The sequence below is a fragment of the Thermocrispum municipale DSM 44069 genome (assembly GCF_000427825.1).
In the GTDB taxonomy this organism is placed as follows: Bacteria; Actinomycetota; Actinomycetes; order Mycobacteriales; family Pseudonocardiaceae; genus Thermocrispum; species Thermocrispum municipale.
The window spans coordinates 68,159-82,101 of sequence record NZ_ATYT01000006.1 but is presented as its reverse complement, the minus strand read 5'-3'; the positions used below and the strand labels follow the sequence as shown (position 1 = coordinate 82,101).

The 13,943-nt window shown below is 70.1% G+C and carries 14 protein-coding genes; 5 read left to right on the top strand and 9 right to left on the bottom strand.

All coding sequences use genetic code 11. The features are described 5' to 3' along the window. Positions 1-25: 25 nt before the first annotated feature. Genes YWM_RS0107285 through clpS form a run of 3 tightly spaced genes read right to left on the bottom strand, consistent with a single transcriptional unit; the run spans position 26 to position 1,926 of the window. Positions 26-1,060 (bottom strand): P1 family peptidase, encoded by a 1,035-nt coding sequence (locus tag YWM_RS0107285; RefSeq protein WP_028850173.1) that lies wholly within the window; start codon positions 1,058-1,060, stop codon positions 26-28. After that, entirely contained in the window at positions 1,057-1,614 is a 558-nt protein-coding gene (locus YWM_RS0107280; protein ID WP_028850172.1) for a DUF2017 domain-containing protein, read from the bottom strand. Before YWM_RS0107280 ends, YWM_RS0107285 begins: the two co-directional genes overlap by 4 nt. Positions 1,615-1,623: 9 nt before the next feature. After that, the gene (gene clpS / locus YWM_RS0107275) at positions 1,624-1,926 is read right to left on the bottom strand and encodes an ATP-dependent Clp protease adapter ClpS (RefSeq protein WP_028850171.1); all 303 of its coding nucleotides are present in this window, start codon (positions 1,924-1,926) and stop codon (positions 1,624-1,626) included. 63 nt (positions 1,927-1,989) lie between these two features. Between clpS and YWM_RS0107270 the strand changes: the two genes are divergently transcribed. Continuing rightward, positions 1,990-3,300, top strand: coding sequence for a nicotinate phosphoribosyltransferase (locus YWM_RS0107270; RefSeq protein WP_028850170.1), 1,311 nt, complete (start codon positions 1,990-1,992; stop codon positions 3,298-3,300). After that, positions 3,297-3,869 carry a nicotinamidase gene (locus YWM_RS0107265; protein ID WP_028850169.1) on the top strand — a complete coding sequence of 191 codons (573 nt, stop codon included), beginning with the start codon at positions 3,297-3,299 and terminating at the stop codon, positions 3,867-3,869. Before YWM_RS0107270 ends, YWM_RS0107265 begins: the two co-directional genes overlap by 4 nt. 224 nt (positions 3,870-4,093) lie before the next feature. Here YWM_RS0107265 and YWM_RS0107260 read toward each other — a convergent pair whose 3' ends face one another. Further along, on the bottom strand, positions 4,094-4,759 hold the full coding sequence (locus tag YWM_RS0107260) for a choice-of-anchor P family protein (protein WP_156914685.1): 666 nt from the start codon (positions 4,757-4,759) through the stop codon (positions 4,094-4,096). Positions 4,760-4,880: 121 nt separating this feature from the next. On the opposite strand from YWM_RS0107260, the gene YWM_RS0107255 reads away from it, so the two are divergent. Both YWM_RS0107255 and YWM_RS0107250 read left to right on the top strand, forming a co-directional pair. Further along, the gene (locus YWM_RS0107255; RefSeq protein ID WP_245565953.1) at positions 4,881-7,004 is read left to right on the top strand and encodes an ATP-dependent DNA helicase; all 2,124 of its coding nucleotides are present in this window, start codon (positions 4,881-4,883) and stop codon (positions 7,002-7,004) included. 90 nt (positions 7,005-7,094) lie between these two features. Then, complete coding sequence (locus tag YWM_RS0107250) at positions 7,095-7,433, top strand: hypothetical protein (RefSeq protein ID WP_028850166.1); 339 nt, start codon at positions 7,095-7,097, stop codon at positions 7,431-7,433. Between the two features lie 19 nt (positions 7,434-7,452). On the opposite strand, the gene YWM_RS0107245 is transcribed toward YWM_RS0107250, so the two are convergent. The 4 genes from YWM_RS0107245 to YWM_RS0107230 all read right to left on the bottom strand — a co-directional run bounded on the left by YWM_RS0107245 (position 7,453) and on the right by YWM_RS0107230 (position 12,209). After that, complete coding sequence (locus tag YWM_RS0107245) at positions 7,453-8,232, bottom strand: peptidyl-tRNA hydrolase (protein WP_028850165.1); 780 nt, start codon at positions 8,230-8,232, stop codon at positions 7,453-7,455. Further along, the gene (gene serB / locus YWM_RS0107240) at positions 8,229-9,500 is read right to left on the bottom strand and encodes a phosphoserine phosphatase SerB (protein WP_043660067.1); all 1,272 of its coding nucleotides are present in this window, start codon (positions 9,498-9,500) and stop codon (positions 8,229-8,231) included. Before serB ends, YWM_RS0107245 begins: the two co-directional genes overlap by 4 nt. Beyond that, positions 9,497-11,308 (bottom strand): aa3-type cytochrome oxidase subunit I, encoded by a 1,812-nt coding sequence (gene ctaD, locus YWM_RS22555; RefSeq protein WP_084612237.1) that lies wholly within the window; start codon positions 11,306-11,308, stop codon positions 9,497-9,499. The genes serB and ctaD overlap by 4 nt, the downstream gene beginning before the upstream one ends. A 157-nt stretch (positions 11,309-11,465) precedes the next feature. Further along, positions 11,466-12,209 (bottom strand): alpha/beta fold hydrolase, encoded by a 744-nt coding sequence (locus YWM_RS0107230; protein ID WP_028850163.1) that lies wholly within the window; start codon positions 12,207-12,209, stop codon positions 11,466-11,468. 51 nt (positions 12,210-12,260) lie between these two features. Here YWM_RS0107230 and YWM_RS22550 point away from each other — a divergent pair, with 51 nt between their 5' ends. Further along, the gene (locus YWM_RS22550) at positions 12,261-12,773 is read left to right on the top strand and encodes a GNAT family N-acetyltransferase (RefSeq protein ID WP_043660065.1); all 513 of its coding nucleotides are present in this window, start codon (positions 12,261-12,263) and stop codon (positions 12,771-12,773) included. Here the strand turns inward: YWM_RS22550 and YWM_RS0107220 are convergent. Beyond that, positions 12,764-13,909: an alkaline phosphatase family protein gene (locus tag YWM_RS0107220; RefSeq protein WP_245565952.1), complete on the bottom strand. Its 1,146-nt coding sequence runs from the start codon at positions 13,907-13,909 to the stop codon at positions 12,764-12,766. The two genes, YWM_RS22550 and YWM_RS0107220, sit on opposite strands and share 10 nt — an antisense overlap. Positions 13,910-13,943 lie beyond the last annotated feature (34 nt).

The window sequence follows — 13,943 nt, the reverse complement described above, 5'->3', positions numbered from 1 at the left end:
GGTGAGACGGCCAAGGTTGCGGACATCACTCCTGGCCGTCCTTGACCGCTCCGGGCCACAAGTCACGGTAAGCCGGTCGGCCGGGCAGCGCACTCGCGCGGAGCGTGCCGTGCACGATCGCCCTGGTGAAGGCCTCCGCGGCAGCCGCGCACAGCTCGTCCAGCACCGCCGCGCGCGTCTGCTGGGCGAACGGGCCGGTTGCGCTGGTCAGCTCGCGATCGCCGGTGGCCAGCGCGAACACGGTGTCGCCGTCGAACATCGAGTGCGCAGGGCGGACGGCCCGCGCCAGCCCGTCCTGGGCCGACATGGCCAGCCGGTGACACTCCGCCTTGGTCAGCTCCGCATCCGTGGCCACCACACCGATCGTGGTGTTCAGCGGCGGGTCCGGTACGGACGGCTGCTGGGCCGGCCGGTTCGGCCACGCCGGCACACCGAACTCGCCGGACAGCTCGTGATCGGCCGCCCACGGACGTCCGGTGGCGAAGTCGACCGCCTCACCGGCGGCATTGACCACCGCCAGCGCACCGACGGTGAAGCCTGCCGCGGTGATCCGGCTGGCCGTCCCGACGCCGCCGGAGAGCGAACCGACGGTGGCGCCGACGCCTGCTCCCACGCACCCCTGGGTGACCGGTCCCGCGGCGGCCGCCTGGCACGCGGCGTAGCCGAACTCCGCGTCCGGACGGTTGCCCCACGCGGAGTTGGGCAAGTCGAAGATCACCGCGGCGGGCACGATCGGCACGACCTCGTGCGGCTGGCTGCCGACCGGGAAACCGTGCTCGTGCTCGGCCAGCCACCGCATGACACCGTCGGCGGCCGCGAGCCCGTAGGCGCTGCCGCCGCTCAGACACACGCCGTGCGCCTGCTGCACCAGGTTCTGCGGCGCCAGCAGGTCCGTCTCCCGCGTGCCCGGCGCGCCACCGCGCTGGTCCACGCCGCCGGTGGCTCCCGCGGGCGTGAGCACCACTGTCGTCCCGGTCGCCCAGCCGTCCTCGAAACGGTGGTGATGGCCGACCAGGACGCCGGGCACGTCGGTGATGGCGTTGAGCGGACCGGTCGTCATGCCGCCATCGCCTGGACGAGGCTTTCCTGCAGATAGGTCAGCCAGTGGTAGACACCGAGATGGGGTGCGCGCGGATCGTCCTCGGGCAGCTCGTCGGGCATGTCCTCCTGCACGTCCAGCGCCGTGCCCAAGGCCAGCCGCACGTCGTTGATCGCGCTCAACCACGCGTCCGCCTGCTCGAGCGACAGGCGCACCTCACCGCCCTGCGGGGACAGCGTCTCCAGCACCACGGCCGCGACCCCGAGCTTCGCCTCGACCAGCTCCGGCTCGTGCAACGAGCGCAGCGCGGCCACCTCGTCCTGGTCCTGCCTGCTCGGCTGATCGTCGTCCAGCCGGTAGAAGTCCGGCAGCAGCCGCTGCAACACCGGGTCGTCCGGCGCCGTGGACGGCCCGGCCTTGATACCGGTCAGCTGGGCCAGCTCATCCTGCGGTGCGCTCTCCGCGCGGGCCCGGAGCATGTCCTCGACCTGCCGGACCAGGCCGCGCAACACCGCGGCCTCCTGCTGGTCGAACCCGGCGATCACCCGGGCCCCACGCCGCTTCCATGCCTTCACCGCGGGCGCCTACGACGGTTTCTGCATCGTGGCCCACAGACCCGCCGCGTGCAGCTTCGCGACGTCGCCCTCCACCTTGTCCTTCGACCCCGACGACACCACGGCCTTGCCCTTGTGGTGCACGTCGAGCATCAGCTTGGTGGCGTGATCGCGGCTGTACCCGAACAACTTCTGGAACACGTAGGTCACGTACGACATCAGGTTGACCGGGTCGTTCCACACGACGGTCTGCCACGGTTTGTCGGTCTTGCCGAGTTCCTCGACCTCGGGATCAACCTGCGGATCGATTGCCGCGGGCATTGGTGTGGACATACTTCTATGGTGGCACGGCCCACGAATGAGGCAACACCGAGTCGATGTTCCTAAAGTGGGCTCATGACAGCCCCTGGTGCCAGCACAGCGCTGCTTACCGACCACTACGAACTGACCATGTTGGCCAGTGCGCTGGCCGACGGCAGCGCACAACGGGAATGCGTGTTCGAGGTCTTCGCACGCCGGTTGCCGGACGGCAGGCGATACGGCGTGGTCGCGGGCACGACGCGGGTCCTGGAAGCGATCGCCAACTTCCGCTTCGACGAGGCCGAGCTGGAACACCTGGCCGCGAGCGCGATCGTGCCGGAGCCGACGCTGGAGTGGCTGGCCAACTACCGGTTCACCGGCGACATCGACGGCTATCCGGAAGGCGAGCTGTACTTCCCCGGCTCGCCGGTGCTCACCGTGCGCTCGACCTTCGCCGAAGGCGTGGTGCTGGAGACCCTGGTGCTGTCGATCCTCAACCACGACAGCGCGGTCGCGTCCGCCGCCGCTCGCATGGTCACCGCGGCGGGCAGCAGGCCGATCATCGAGATGGGTGGGCGGCGTACCCACGAGCAGGCCGCCGTGGCCGCTGCACGCGCCGCGTACCTGGGTGGGTTCGCGGCGACGTCGAACCTGGAGGCGGGCAGGCGGTACGGCATTCCGACGCGCGGCACCGTGGCCCACGCCTTCATGCTGCTGCACGACAGCGAGGAAGAAGCGTTCCGCGCCCAGGTCCAGACGCAGGGCACCGACACCACGCTGCTGGTCGACACCTACGACATCACGCGCGGCGTGGAGACCGCGGTCCGGGTGGCCGGGCCGGAGCTGGGCGCGGTGCGCATCGATTCCGGCGACGTCGGCGTGCTCGCCCGTCAGGTTCGGGACCAGCTGGACCAGCTCGGCAACACCGACACCCGGATCGTGGTGTCCGGCGACCTGGACGAGCACGCCATCGCCGCGCTGCGCGCCGAGCCGGTGGACGCCTACGGCGTCGGCACGTCCGTGGTGACCGGGTCCGGGGCGCCGACCGCGCACATGGTGTACAAGCTGGTCGAGGTCGAAGGGGAACCGGTCGCCAAGCGCAGCTTGAACAAGGAGTCGCACGGCGGGCGCAAGTCGGCGCTGCGCAGGCACAAGGACACCGGGACCGCGATCGAGGAAGTCGTCCACCCCGCGCACGAGCCGCCGGAGCCCGGCGCCCACGACCGGACCCTGCCGATTCCGCTGATGCGCGGTGGTGAGCCTGCCCCGGATCTCCCTACGCTGGAGGACAGCAGACAGCACTTGCGCCGGGCGCTGGTCAGCCTGCCGTGGGAGGGCCTGACGTTGTCCCACGGCGAGCCGGCCATCCCGACGGTCGTGCTTCCCCGGAAAGGCGGCGGGCGATGAGTGCGGCGTTGATCATCGTTGACGTACAGAACGACTTCTGCGAAGGCGGCGCACTGGCCGTGAACGGCGGCGCCGCGGTGGCCGAGGACATCTCGCGCACACTGGCGAACAAGGGCGACTACCAGCACGTGGTGGCCACCCGGGACTACCACATCGATCCGGGCGCACACTTCAGCGACAACCCGGACTACGTGCGCTCGTGGCCGCCGCACTGCCGCGCGGGCACGGCGGGGGCGGCGTTCCATCCGGCGCTGCACGTCGGACCGATCACCGAAGTGTTCTCCAAGGGCCAGTACTCCGACGGCTACTCCGGCTTCGAAGGCGTCACCGACTCCGGAGAGCGGTTGGACGAGTGGCTGCGGACCCGCGGCGTGGACCGGGTCGACGTGGTCGGGATCGCCACCGACCACTGTGTGCGCGCCACCTCGCTGGACGCCGCGAAGGCCGGTTTCCGCACGCGCGTGCTCCTGGACTACACCGCTGGGGTCGCGCAGGAGACGGTGGACAAGGCGCTGGAGGAGCTGCGGCAGGCAGGCGTCGAGCTCACCGGCAGCCCGCGGGTGAGCTGAGCTCCGCCGGACCGCCGCGTGCCGGTAATGCGGAGTGGTCCCTGAGCTGAGGGGTGCTGCCGCCTATTGCGAGCTAGGTGCGGCTCCCGTGCACGGGTGCCGGCGAGTTGGCGGAACGCATTCGTGCCTGACCAGCCGAGCGTGGGCTCGGTGTGCTTGCCGCCGGCGCCACGCGGACACGGGCGGTGCATGTCAGCACCGCCCGCGCCGGGTCGGCGTCGGTGTCAGCCTCCGAACGGATCGCAGGCCACGGAGCCCACGACGATGCTGCCGCTGCCTGCCGGGTTCCCGTCCGGGTACAACTCGATCCGCATGGCGTTGAGCCGCATCGAGCCGTCCGGCGGTTCCGGCGTGACGAACTCGTTCAGCACCACCTTGGCGATCGGTGCCGCGTCCGCGGTGGCGCCCGGAATGGTGATCGTGTGGTTCGGCTCGATCTCCTCCGGCACCTCGATGCCGCGGATGCCGCGCAGCTCGACCATGCCTGAGCTGCCGTTCGCGCTGGTCCGGCACGACACGTCGTAGCCGCTGAGCCGGATCCGCGGGCCGCCCCAGTCGCGCAGCACGTCGGTGACGAACGCCTCGCCGGAGACCGTCACCTCGGCCTCCTCGTCCTCCGTGCGGGTGCACGTCGTCTCCCCGCCGTAGAACGTCGCGACGTCGCCGACCGTGACCTTGTCCGACTCGTCGGTGGGCACCCCGTCGACGTCGCACGGCGCGATCGGGTCCTGCTGCACCGGCGTCCCGTCGATCGTGACGTCGACCGAACCGACCGACCCGGAGCCGCTGGCTCCCGGCTCGAGAGCACTGGCGTATCCGCCGGTCGTACCCGTGGCCAGAAGTGTGGCCGCGGCCAGGACGAACAGCGGACGGCGCTTGCTGGAAGACATGGCGAATCCCCTCTTGGTGACCATCACTTGCAAGCATCGACCGTGCGCAGGCCGGAAATAACCGCGGCGCGCCTGCACCACCCGGACGTGTGGCGGCCTCGGCACGGGTACCGTCATCGCCGTGGCATCCCCGACCGAGACCACGGCCACCGGCCTGCCTTCCGTCCCCGACCTGCTCGCCACGGCCGTCGACGCGATCGGCGGGACGACGCGGCCGGGCCAGGTGCGCATGGCCGAGGCGGTGAACGACGCGATCGCCACCGGTGAGCACCTGGCGGTGCAAGCGGGTACCGGGACCGGGAAATCGCTGGCCTACCTGGTCCCTGCCATCCGGCACGCCGTGGAGTCCGGTCGGACGGTCGTGGTGTCCACCGCGACCATCGCGTTGCAGCGGCAGCTGGTCGACCGGGATCTGCCGCGGTTGGCGAAGGCCCTCAAGGATCCGCTGGGCCGCGAGCCGGTGTTCGCTCTGGTCAAGGGCCGCAGCAACTACCTGTGTGTGCACCGCATCCAATCCGGCGCGCCCGAGGAGCCGGAGGACGCGGGCCTGTTCGACCCGTTCACGGTGAGCCGCACCGGCAAGGAGGTCAAACGGCTGCACGAGTGGGCCGCCGAGACCACCACGGGCGACCGTGACGAGGTGGTTCCCGGCGTCTCCGACCGGGCCTGGCGGCAGGTTTCGGTGACCGCGAAGGAATGCCTGGGCGCGGCCAAGTGCCCGGTGGCCGACGAGTGCTTCGTCGAGCAGGCCAGGGCCGAAGCAGGCCAGGCCGACGTGGTGGTGACCAACCACGCGCTGTTGGCCGTGGACGCGCTGCAAGGCCGCAACATCCTGCCGGAACACGACCTGGTGATCGTGGACGAGGCCCACGACCTGGTCGACCGGGTGACGTCGGCGGCGACGGCCGAACTCACCGCGGGGATGGTCGCCACCGCGGCACGGCGAAGCGGCAGGCTGGTCGACGGTGAGCAGGCCGACATGCTGATGGAGGCCTCCGAAGGCCTGAGCGTGGTGCTCGAGGACGTGCCGGGCGGGCGGCTGGACGACCTGCCGCAGCCGCTCGCCGGAGCACTGCGCGCTATTCGCGACGCCGCGCACGCCTGCCTCACCGCGCTGGGCCCGGAGCGGCGCGAGGATGCCGGCGAGGCGATTGCCCGCAAACTTGCCCGGACCGCGCTCGACGACGTGCACGACACGGCCGTGCGTGTGCTCGAAGCGTTCGACGACGAGGCTCCAGTGCGCAGCGACGTCGTGTGGCGGTCGCACGACCGTCCGGATTCCGTCGGCAGCTCTCGTCCGCCGTCGCTGTACGTCGCGCCCCTGTCGGTTGCCGGCCTGCTGCGGGAGCAGCTGTTCAACACCCGGACCACGGTGCTGACGTCGGCGACCCTGGCGCTGGGCGGCTCGTTCGACACCCTCGCGGCGCAGTGGGGTCTCCCTCGCGCCCGTCAGGACTCCTCACCCCTGCCGGAGGAGACCAAGGTCGCCGGGTCGGACGCTGCTGCCGAGGCGGAGACCTCCGGCACAGCGACCGCGAAGCGTCCGCCGTCCGACGAGGGCGGCCTGCGGTGGCACAGCCTCGACGTCGGCTCGCCATTCGACTACGCGCGCAACGGGATCCTGTACGTCGCCAAGCACCTGCCCCCGCCGGGCCGCGACGGGCTCAGCGAATCGCTGCTGACCGAGTTGACCGGGCTGGTGGAGGCGGCGGGCGGCCGGACCCTCGGCCTGTTCTCCTCCATGCGCGCGGCCAAACAGGCCGCCGAGGAGCTGCGGGAGCGCGTGGACCACCCCATCCTGTGCCAGGGCGACGACGCCACCGGCCTGCTGGTGAGTCAGTTCGCCAAGGACCCGCGGACCTGTCTGTTCGGCACTCTGTCCCTGTGGCAGGGCGTCGACGTGCCGGGCCCGTCGTTGCAGCTGGTGGTCGTCGACCGCATCCCGTTCCCGCGCCCCGACGACCCGCTGCAATCCGCCCGACAACGTGCGGTCGAGGCACGCGGCGGCAACGGCTTCGTGACCGTCGCGGCCGCACACGCCGCGCTGCTGCTGGCCCAAGGCGTCGGTCGTCTGCATCGCACGACGTCCGACCGCGGAGTCGTCGCGGTACTCGATTCCCGCCTGGCCACCGCCCGCTACGGGAGCTTCTTGCGGGCGTCCCTCCCACCGTTCTGGCCGACCACCGACGCCGAGGTAGCCAGGGCTGCGCTGCGCAGGCTGGACGCCGCAGCCGAGCAGTCCTGACCCGGTTGCGCGGCCGCCCCCGATGCCCCGGACCAGCCCCGTTCGTGACGCGGCGTTACGGTGGAGCATCAACGCGCAAAGGAGATCCGGTTGATTCACGATCCGAGCACCGCCCAGTCGCGCTCGATCACGGTCGACGACACCGGGGTCCGCAGGACGCTGGCCGACGGCTCGCAAGAAGCGGTCACCTGGGAGGAACTGACCGCGGTGGTGATCCGAGTGATCCCGGAAAGCCCGTGGAAGGAAGACGTCTTCCTGATGCTCGCGGGCGCTTCCGGCAACGGGACCGCGGTGCCGAGCGGGGATCCGGCGGCGGATGCGCTGATCGAACGCCTGCAGACGCTGCCCGGATTCGACAACGAGCGGTTCATCGAGGCCATGACCACCGACGCCGACGAGGCCTACGTCGTGTGGGAGGCCAAGCAGTAGCGCCTGCTGACGCGGCCGGTCAGCGAGCGGGATCCTCGGCGAGCACGGTGATCGTGCCCGGCGCAATCTCGGTGAACCCGGCATCTCGCACGGCGATCACCCGCCGTCGCTGCCACGCCTCCGCTGGGTCGGCGCTCGGCAGCAGCTCACGCCAACGCTCCACGGTCGGCGTCCGCACGATGCAGCGGTAGCCGTCGGCGGCCCACTGCTCGAGCCGCTCCGGTTCCAGCGCGGTCGCCAGCAGCATGGTGCCGTGCCCGACCTGCGCGGCCGCCTTGCCCACGGTCATCGGCACTTCGGGGTTGACCCACAGCACCGGACCACTGCCCTCCTCGGGCGGCTCCGGGTCGTCCGGTGGCAGGTCCGATCCGGAGATCTGCAGGCGCGAGATCACCTTCGGGACCTCGGCTACCAGGCCCGGCACCAACGCGCGGACCTCCGCGCTTCCCACCGCCACGGTCAGGCCAGGGACCTCCTGGGCGGCGGCCCAGTGCGCGCCACGAGCCCGTCGAGCCACCTTCCGGATGTGGCCGGAGACCCAGTTCGCGATGGCGTCGTGCCAATTCCCGCCCGGCTGGCTGCGCGGGTCCAGGCACACGGCGACGGCAGCGGCGGCCGCGGCCTCCAGCACGTCGGTGCGCCTCGGCGGCTCCGTCCGCTCGATCCGCATGACCATCTGCATGGCGCGCACGGTCGACGGATCCTCGTCACGCGAGGACGCCACGGCGTCCTGCGACAACGTCAGCCAGGAGGCGTAGCGGGCCCGCAGTGGTGCGAGAACGGATGCTGGGCCGGTCATGACTGTGGCGGCAGGGGGTAGGTCGGGGGTTTCCTGAGCTCGATGCCGTCGGCGATGTCGGCCGCCTCCACCTCGGCGCGCGTGACGCCCAGCATGAACAACACCGCATCCAGGTACGGGTAGTTCAGCGCGGCGTCGGCGACCTCCTTCAGCGCGGGCTTGGCGTTGAACGCCACGCCCATGCCCGCGGTGGACAGCATGTCGATGTCGTTGGCGCCGTCGCCCACGGCCACACACTGCTCGAGCGGGATACCGAACTCGGCGGCGAACTTCTTCAACGCCTCGGCCTTGCCCTTACGGTCGACCACGTCGCCCACGACGCGGCCGGTCAACACCCCGTCGACGACCTCCAGCCGGTTCGCCGCGTAGAAGTCCAACCCGAGCTCTTCCGCCAGCGGCTCGATGACCTGCGCGAACCCACCGGAGACGACACCACACCGGAAACCGAGCCGCTTGAGCGTGCGCACCGTGGTCCGCGCGCCAGGCGTCAGCTCGATCTGCTCGGCCACCTCGTTCAGCACGGTCTCCGGCAAGCCTGCCAACAGCGCCACCCGGCGCTGCAGGGACTGGGTGAAGTCCAGCTCGCCGTGCATGGCCGCGTCGGTGATGGTGGCAACCTGCTCGCGGACCCCGGCGTGGTCGGCCAGCATCTCGATGACCTCGCCCTGGATGAGCGTGGAGTCCACGTCGAAGACCACCAGCCGCTTGGCCCGGCGGGACAAGCCCTCCGGCTCGACGGCGATGTCCACACCCGCCGAGCGGGCCACGTCGGCCAGCGCGCGGCGCAGCTCGTCGTCGGCATCCGGGCCGGTCTGTTTCACCGACAGGTGCAGCTCGATCCCGGTCACCGGGTAGTCCGCCACACTGCGGATCGCGTCGATGTTCGCGCCGATGGCGGCCAGCCGCTCGGCCACCGCGGCGAACGCGCGTGCCGTCACCGGATGCCCGAGGATCACCGCGGCGTGGCTGGAGCCGCGCGCCGCCTGGGCGAACGGGTCCTCGCCGATCTCGTCGCCGATGCGCACGGCGACCTGCATGGTCAGCGTCGCCATGGCCTGCTCGACCGCTTCCTGCAGGCCCTCCGGGTCACGCGGGGTGGCGACCAGGACACCCAGCACCAGCTGCCCACGGATCACCACCTGCTCGACGTCGAGGATCTGCACGCCGTGCTTGGTCAGCGCGGCGAACAACACCGACGAGACGCCGGGCTTGTCCGGCCCGGTGACCGTGATCAGGACCGGTGTGTGACCAGGAGGCGCTTCCGTCACTTCTCGCCGGGATCGTTCTCGTCCCGCCGCTCCGGCTCGGCGTCCAGCGTCAGCGTCGCCGTGCCGGTCGCGGTGGCCTCCGCGATCTGCTCGGACGGAGCCTGGTGGCGGTTGTGCAGCGGCTTACCGGTGAAGGAGACCTCCTTCTCGGTGTGGATCCGCTCGGTCATGTGCGGGTAGTGCAGCTCGAACGCGGGCCGCTCGGAGCGGATCCTGGGCAGCTCGGTGAAGTTGTGCCGCGGCGGCGGGCACGTGGTGGCCCACTCCAGCGAGTTGCCGTAACCCCACGGGTCGTCCACGGTGACCCGCTCGCCGAACCGGTAGGACTTGAACACGTTCCACAGGAACGGCAGCGTCGAGACACCCAGGATGTAGGCACCGATCGTCGAGATGGAGTTCAGCGTGGTGAACCCGTCCGACTCCAGGTAGTCCACGTACCGGCGCGGCATGCCCTCGTTACCCAGCCAGTGCTGCACCAGGAACGTGGTGTGGAAGCCGAAGAACGTCAGCCAGAAGTGCCACTTGGCCAGCGACTCGTCCAGCATCCGGCCGGTGAACTTCGGGAACCAGAAGTAGATGCCGGCGAACGTGGCGAACACGATCGTGCCGTAGAGCACGTAGTGGAAGTGCGCCACCACGAAGTAGGTGTCCGACACGTGGAAGTTCAGCACCGGGGCGGCCAGCAGGATGCCGGTGAGACCACCGAGCAGGAACGTCGCCAGGAAGCCGATGGAGAACAGCATCGGCGACTCGAAGGTGATCTTGCCCTTCCACATCGTGCCGATCCAGTTGAAGAACTTCACACCGGTCGGCACCGCGATGAGGAACGTCATGAAGCTGAAGAACGGCAGCAGCACCGCGCCGGTGGCGTACATGTGGTGCGCCCACACCGCCACCGACAACGCCGCGATGGCGATGGTGGCCAGCACCAGGCCCTTGTAACCGAACACCGGCTTGCGGCTGAACACCGGGAAGATCTCGCTGACGATGCCGAAGAACGGCAGCGCGATGATGTAGACCTCCGGGTGGCCGAAGAACCAGAACAAGTGCTGGTAGAGGATCACGCCACCGTTGGCCGGGTCGAACACGTGCCCCCCCAGGTGCCGGTCGACCAGCAGGCCGAACAGGGCCGCGGTCAGGATCGGGAACGCGATCAGCACCAGCAGGCTGGTGATGACGATGTTCCACGTGAAGACCGGCATCCGCCACATGGTCATACCGGGCGCGCGCATGCACACCACGGTGGTGATCATGTTGACCGCACCGAGGATGGTGCCGAGACCCGAGACGATCAGACCGCTGATCCACAGGTCGGCCCCGACGCCCGGGGAGTTGATCGCGTTGGACAGCGGGGCGTAGGCGAACCAGCCGAAGTCCGCCGCGCCGCCCGGCGTGAGGAAGCCGGAGACGGTGACCAGACCACCGAACAGGAACAGCCAGAACGAGAACGCGTTCAACCGCGGGAACGCCACGTCCGGCGCACCGATCTGCAGCGGCAGCACCAGGTTGGCGAAGCCGAACACGCTCGGCGTCGCGTACAGCAGCAGCATGATCGTGCCGTGCATGGTGAACAGCTGGTTGTACTGCTCCGACGACAAGAACTGCTGCCCTGGCACCGCCAGCTCGCTGCGGATCAGCATCGCCATCGCGCCACCGACCATGAAGAAGGCGAACGACGCGACCAGATACATGATGCCCAGCTGCTTCGGGTCGGTGGTCCGGAACATGCTGAGCATGTACGAACCCTTGACGCGCGGGCTCGCCGGATGGGGACGCGTCGCGATCGGCTGGGGCGCTACGGCCGTCACTGCCTGCCTCCTGCAGTCACTCGGGGACCTTCGGACACCGGGAATGGCACAAACCCCGGGAACGAAGCTGCCGTGATCCTATCCGGGCCGTCGATGTGATCCAGCACTACCTGGCTCCACATCACAGTTGTCCTGGTCACTCCATCAATTCCGCAGGTCAACGCCACAGGCTCGCGATCACGTCGGCGACCGCCCTCGGCGCTTCCAGCGGGGACAGGTGCCCGGCCTCGGCGATGACTTCCAGCCGGGCGTCCGGCAACGTCTCGGCCATGGTGCGGGCCTGGTCGACCCGGGTCAGTTCGTCTTCCTCGCCGACCACGACCAGGGCGGGCACGTCGGCCGAGCGCAGCGTCTCGAACGAGTCGGGACGGGCGGCCATCGCCCGCTGGGCCCACGCGACGCCGGCGGGCGGCTGATCGGTGATCAGGTCCCGCACCGTCCGGACGATCTCCGGCCGCTGCTCGCGGGTGGTGCGGCCGAGCAGGTTGGTCATCATCGCCTCGGGCAGGAACTCCACGCCCTCCGACTCGACGCGGTCGGCCATCGCCAGCCGGTTCGCCTTGGCGTCCTCGGCGTCGGCGGCGGCCTTGGTGTCGATCAGGACCAGGCCACCGACCCGCTCCGGCGCGATGCGCAGCAAGGCCATCGTGACGTAGCCGCCCATCGAGCAGCCGCCGACGACGGCACGGTCGATGCCGAGCTTGTCCAGCAGGACGACCACGTCCCTGGCCGCGTCGTCCAGCGACGGGGCACGGTCGGTCAGCGGCATCGGCGAGCGACCGAGCCCGCGCTGATCGGGCGTGATCACCCGGGTGTGCGCGGCGAGCGGGTCACGCACTCCGTCCCACATTCGCGCGTCGACCGGGAAAGCGTGCAGCAAAACCAGCGGCAAATCCCTCACACGGGCCGTCATGGGCCCCATTGTGTCCGAAGTGCGCCTACCGTCGTTCGAGTGAGCCCTGTTCTGCCCGAGATCCGTACCGAACGCCTGCTGCTACGGCGGCTGTGGCCGACCGACGAGGACAAGGTCGTCGCGTTGTATCGCGACGAAGAAGCCAATCAGTGGGATCCGATGGCGTTCCAGCCCGAGCAGGTGCGGGAACGGTTCACCGGCTGGGTGGCGGACTGGGACGACTACGGGCTGTCGTACTGGCTTGCCGAAGCCACGGACAACGGTGCCGTCGTCGGCATGGGCGGCGTTCGGCACCACGTCGAGGGCGGCGAACGAGTGCTGAACCTGGCCTATCGCCTGCACCGCAACTATTGGGGTCAGGGATACGCGACGGAGATCGCCCGCCCTGCGGTGGAGTGGGCGGAGCAGGAGATGCCGGACGTGCCGGTGTCGATCGTCACCACCCCGCAGCACGCCGCGTCGCTGCGGGTCGCCGAGAAGCTGGGTTTCACCGTGTGGCGGGAGCGCAGCCAGCACGGCTTCGACGAAGTGCTGCTGCGGCGTCAGCGGTGAGCCAGCACCAACGGGACCAGTTGCTCGGCGGTGGACAGTGACCCGTGGTGGCCGATCAGCATGGACTCCATCGGCTCGTGTGACCGGCGGATGATGGCCGTCCCACCCCGGGCCGCGGCGATCACGTCGCCGATGCGGTCGACGACGTAATCCTCGACCAGGTCGCCGAACCACCCGGCCTCGACGGCCTCGTCCTTGCTGACCACCCAGGCCCGCTCGCCGAGCTTCTCCTGCCAGGTGGCGAGCACGTCCTCCTCCGCTCCGTGCTCGACGTACACGTGACGGGCCCGGGCTTCGCCACCGATCGCCCGCACCCCGCTGGTCAGCAGGTCGTCCTCGTCGATGTCGACGAGGTCGTCGACGGTCACCATGCCGTGATCGGCGACGACGGCCAGCAGCCCGCCGGGCGGCAGGCTCTCCACGATCGACTCGACCAGCTGGTCGACCTGGCGCAGCTGCATCCGCCACGGCAGCGAGCCCGGCCCGTGCAGGTGTCCGAGCATGTCGAGCTGGCCGTGGTAGCCGTAGCAGAATCCGCCGCCGAGAATGGTCGTCCGGACCTCGGCGGCCAGGTCACCCAGCGCATGCACCCCGATGTACTGGCCGCCACGCAGCACCGCACGGGTCAACCCGGAACCGGTGAACTCCGCGCCGGAGATCACGTTGACCGTCACGCCTGCGGACTCCGCTTGCTGGAACGTGGTCGGCTTGGGCTGCATCCGCTCCGGTGGGTAGTCCGCGCGCAGGTCCTCGTCGGCGCCGGACACCGGGTGCGGCCGCCAGCGCAGTGCGTTGATCACGCCTGCGCCCGGGAGGTGGAACGTGTAGCCGACCATGCCGTGTTCACCGGACCGGCAGCCGGTGCCGATGGCGGCCAGCCCGGCCGCCGTCGTGGCCGGGAAACCGACGTGCAGATCCCGTCGGTCGTGCCCGCGAAGCTCGCTGAGCACCGGGGCGTCCTCGGCGTGCGCGTCCAGCAGCTCGGCGCCGAGTCCGTCGATGAGCAGCACACACGCTCCTGCTCGGTCACCGGGCAGTTCGAGGTAGGAGTCGAAGCCGCGTGCGCCCATGGCGGCCAGCACCGAGGGCACGACGTCGGCCAGGTGCGGGACGGTGTCATCCGGTCGTGGTAGCACGCTGCGAGCGTGCCACAGCGCGAGCCTGTCAGCG

Bases quoted from the DNA above. Each gene is read 5' to 3' on its own strand.
- YWM_RS0107285 (WP_028850173.1), bottom strand. From the start codon at position 1,060: ATGACGACCGGTCCGCTCAACGCCATCACCGACGTGCCCGGCGTCCTG.
- clpS (WP_028850171.1), bottom strand. From the start codon at position 1,926: ATGTCCACACCAATGCCCGCGGCAATCGATCCGCAGGTTGATCCCGAG.
- YWM_RS0107270 (WP_028850170.1), top strand. From the start codon at position 1,990: ATGACAGCCCCTGGTGCCAGCACAGCGCTGCTTACCGACCACTACGAA.
- YWM_RS0107265 (WP_028850169.1), top strand. From the start codon at position 3,297: ATGAGTGCGGCGTTGATCATCGTTGACGTACAGAACGACTTCTGCGAA.
- YWM_RS0107260 (WP_156914685.1), bottom strand. From the start codon at position 4,759: ATGTCTTCCAGCAAGCGCCGTCCGCTGTTCGTCCTGGCCGCGGCCACA.
- YWM_RS0107245 (WP_028850165.1), bottom strand. From the start codon at position 8,232: ATGACCGGCCCAGCATCCGTTCTCGCACCACTGCGGGCCCGCTACGCC.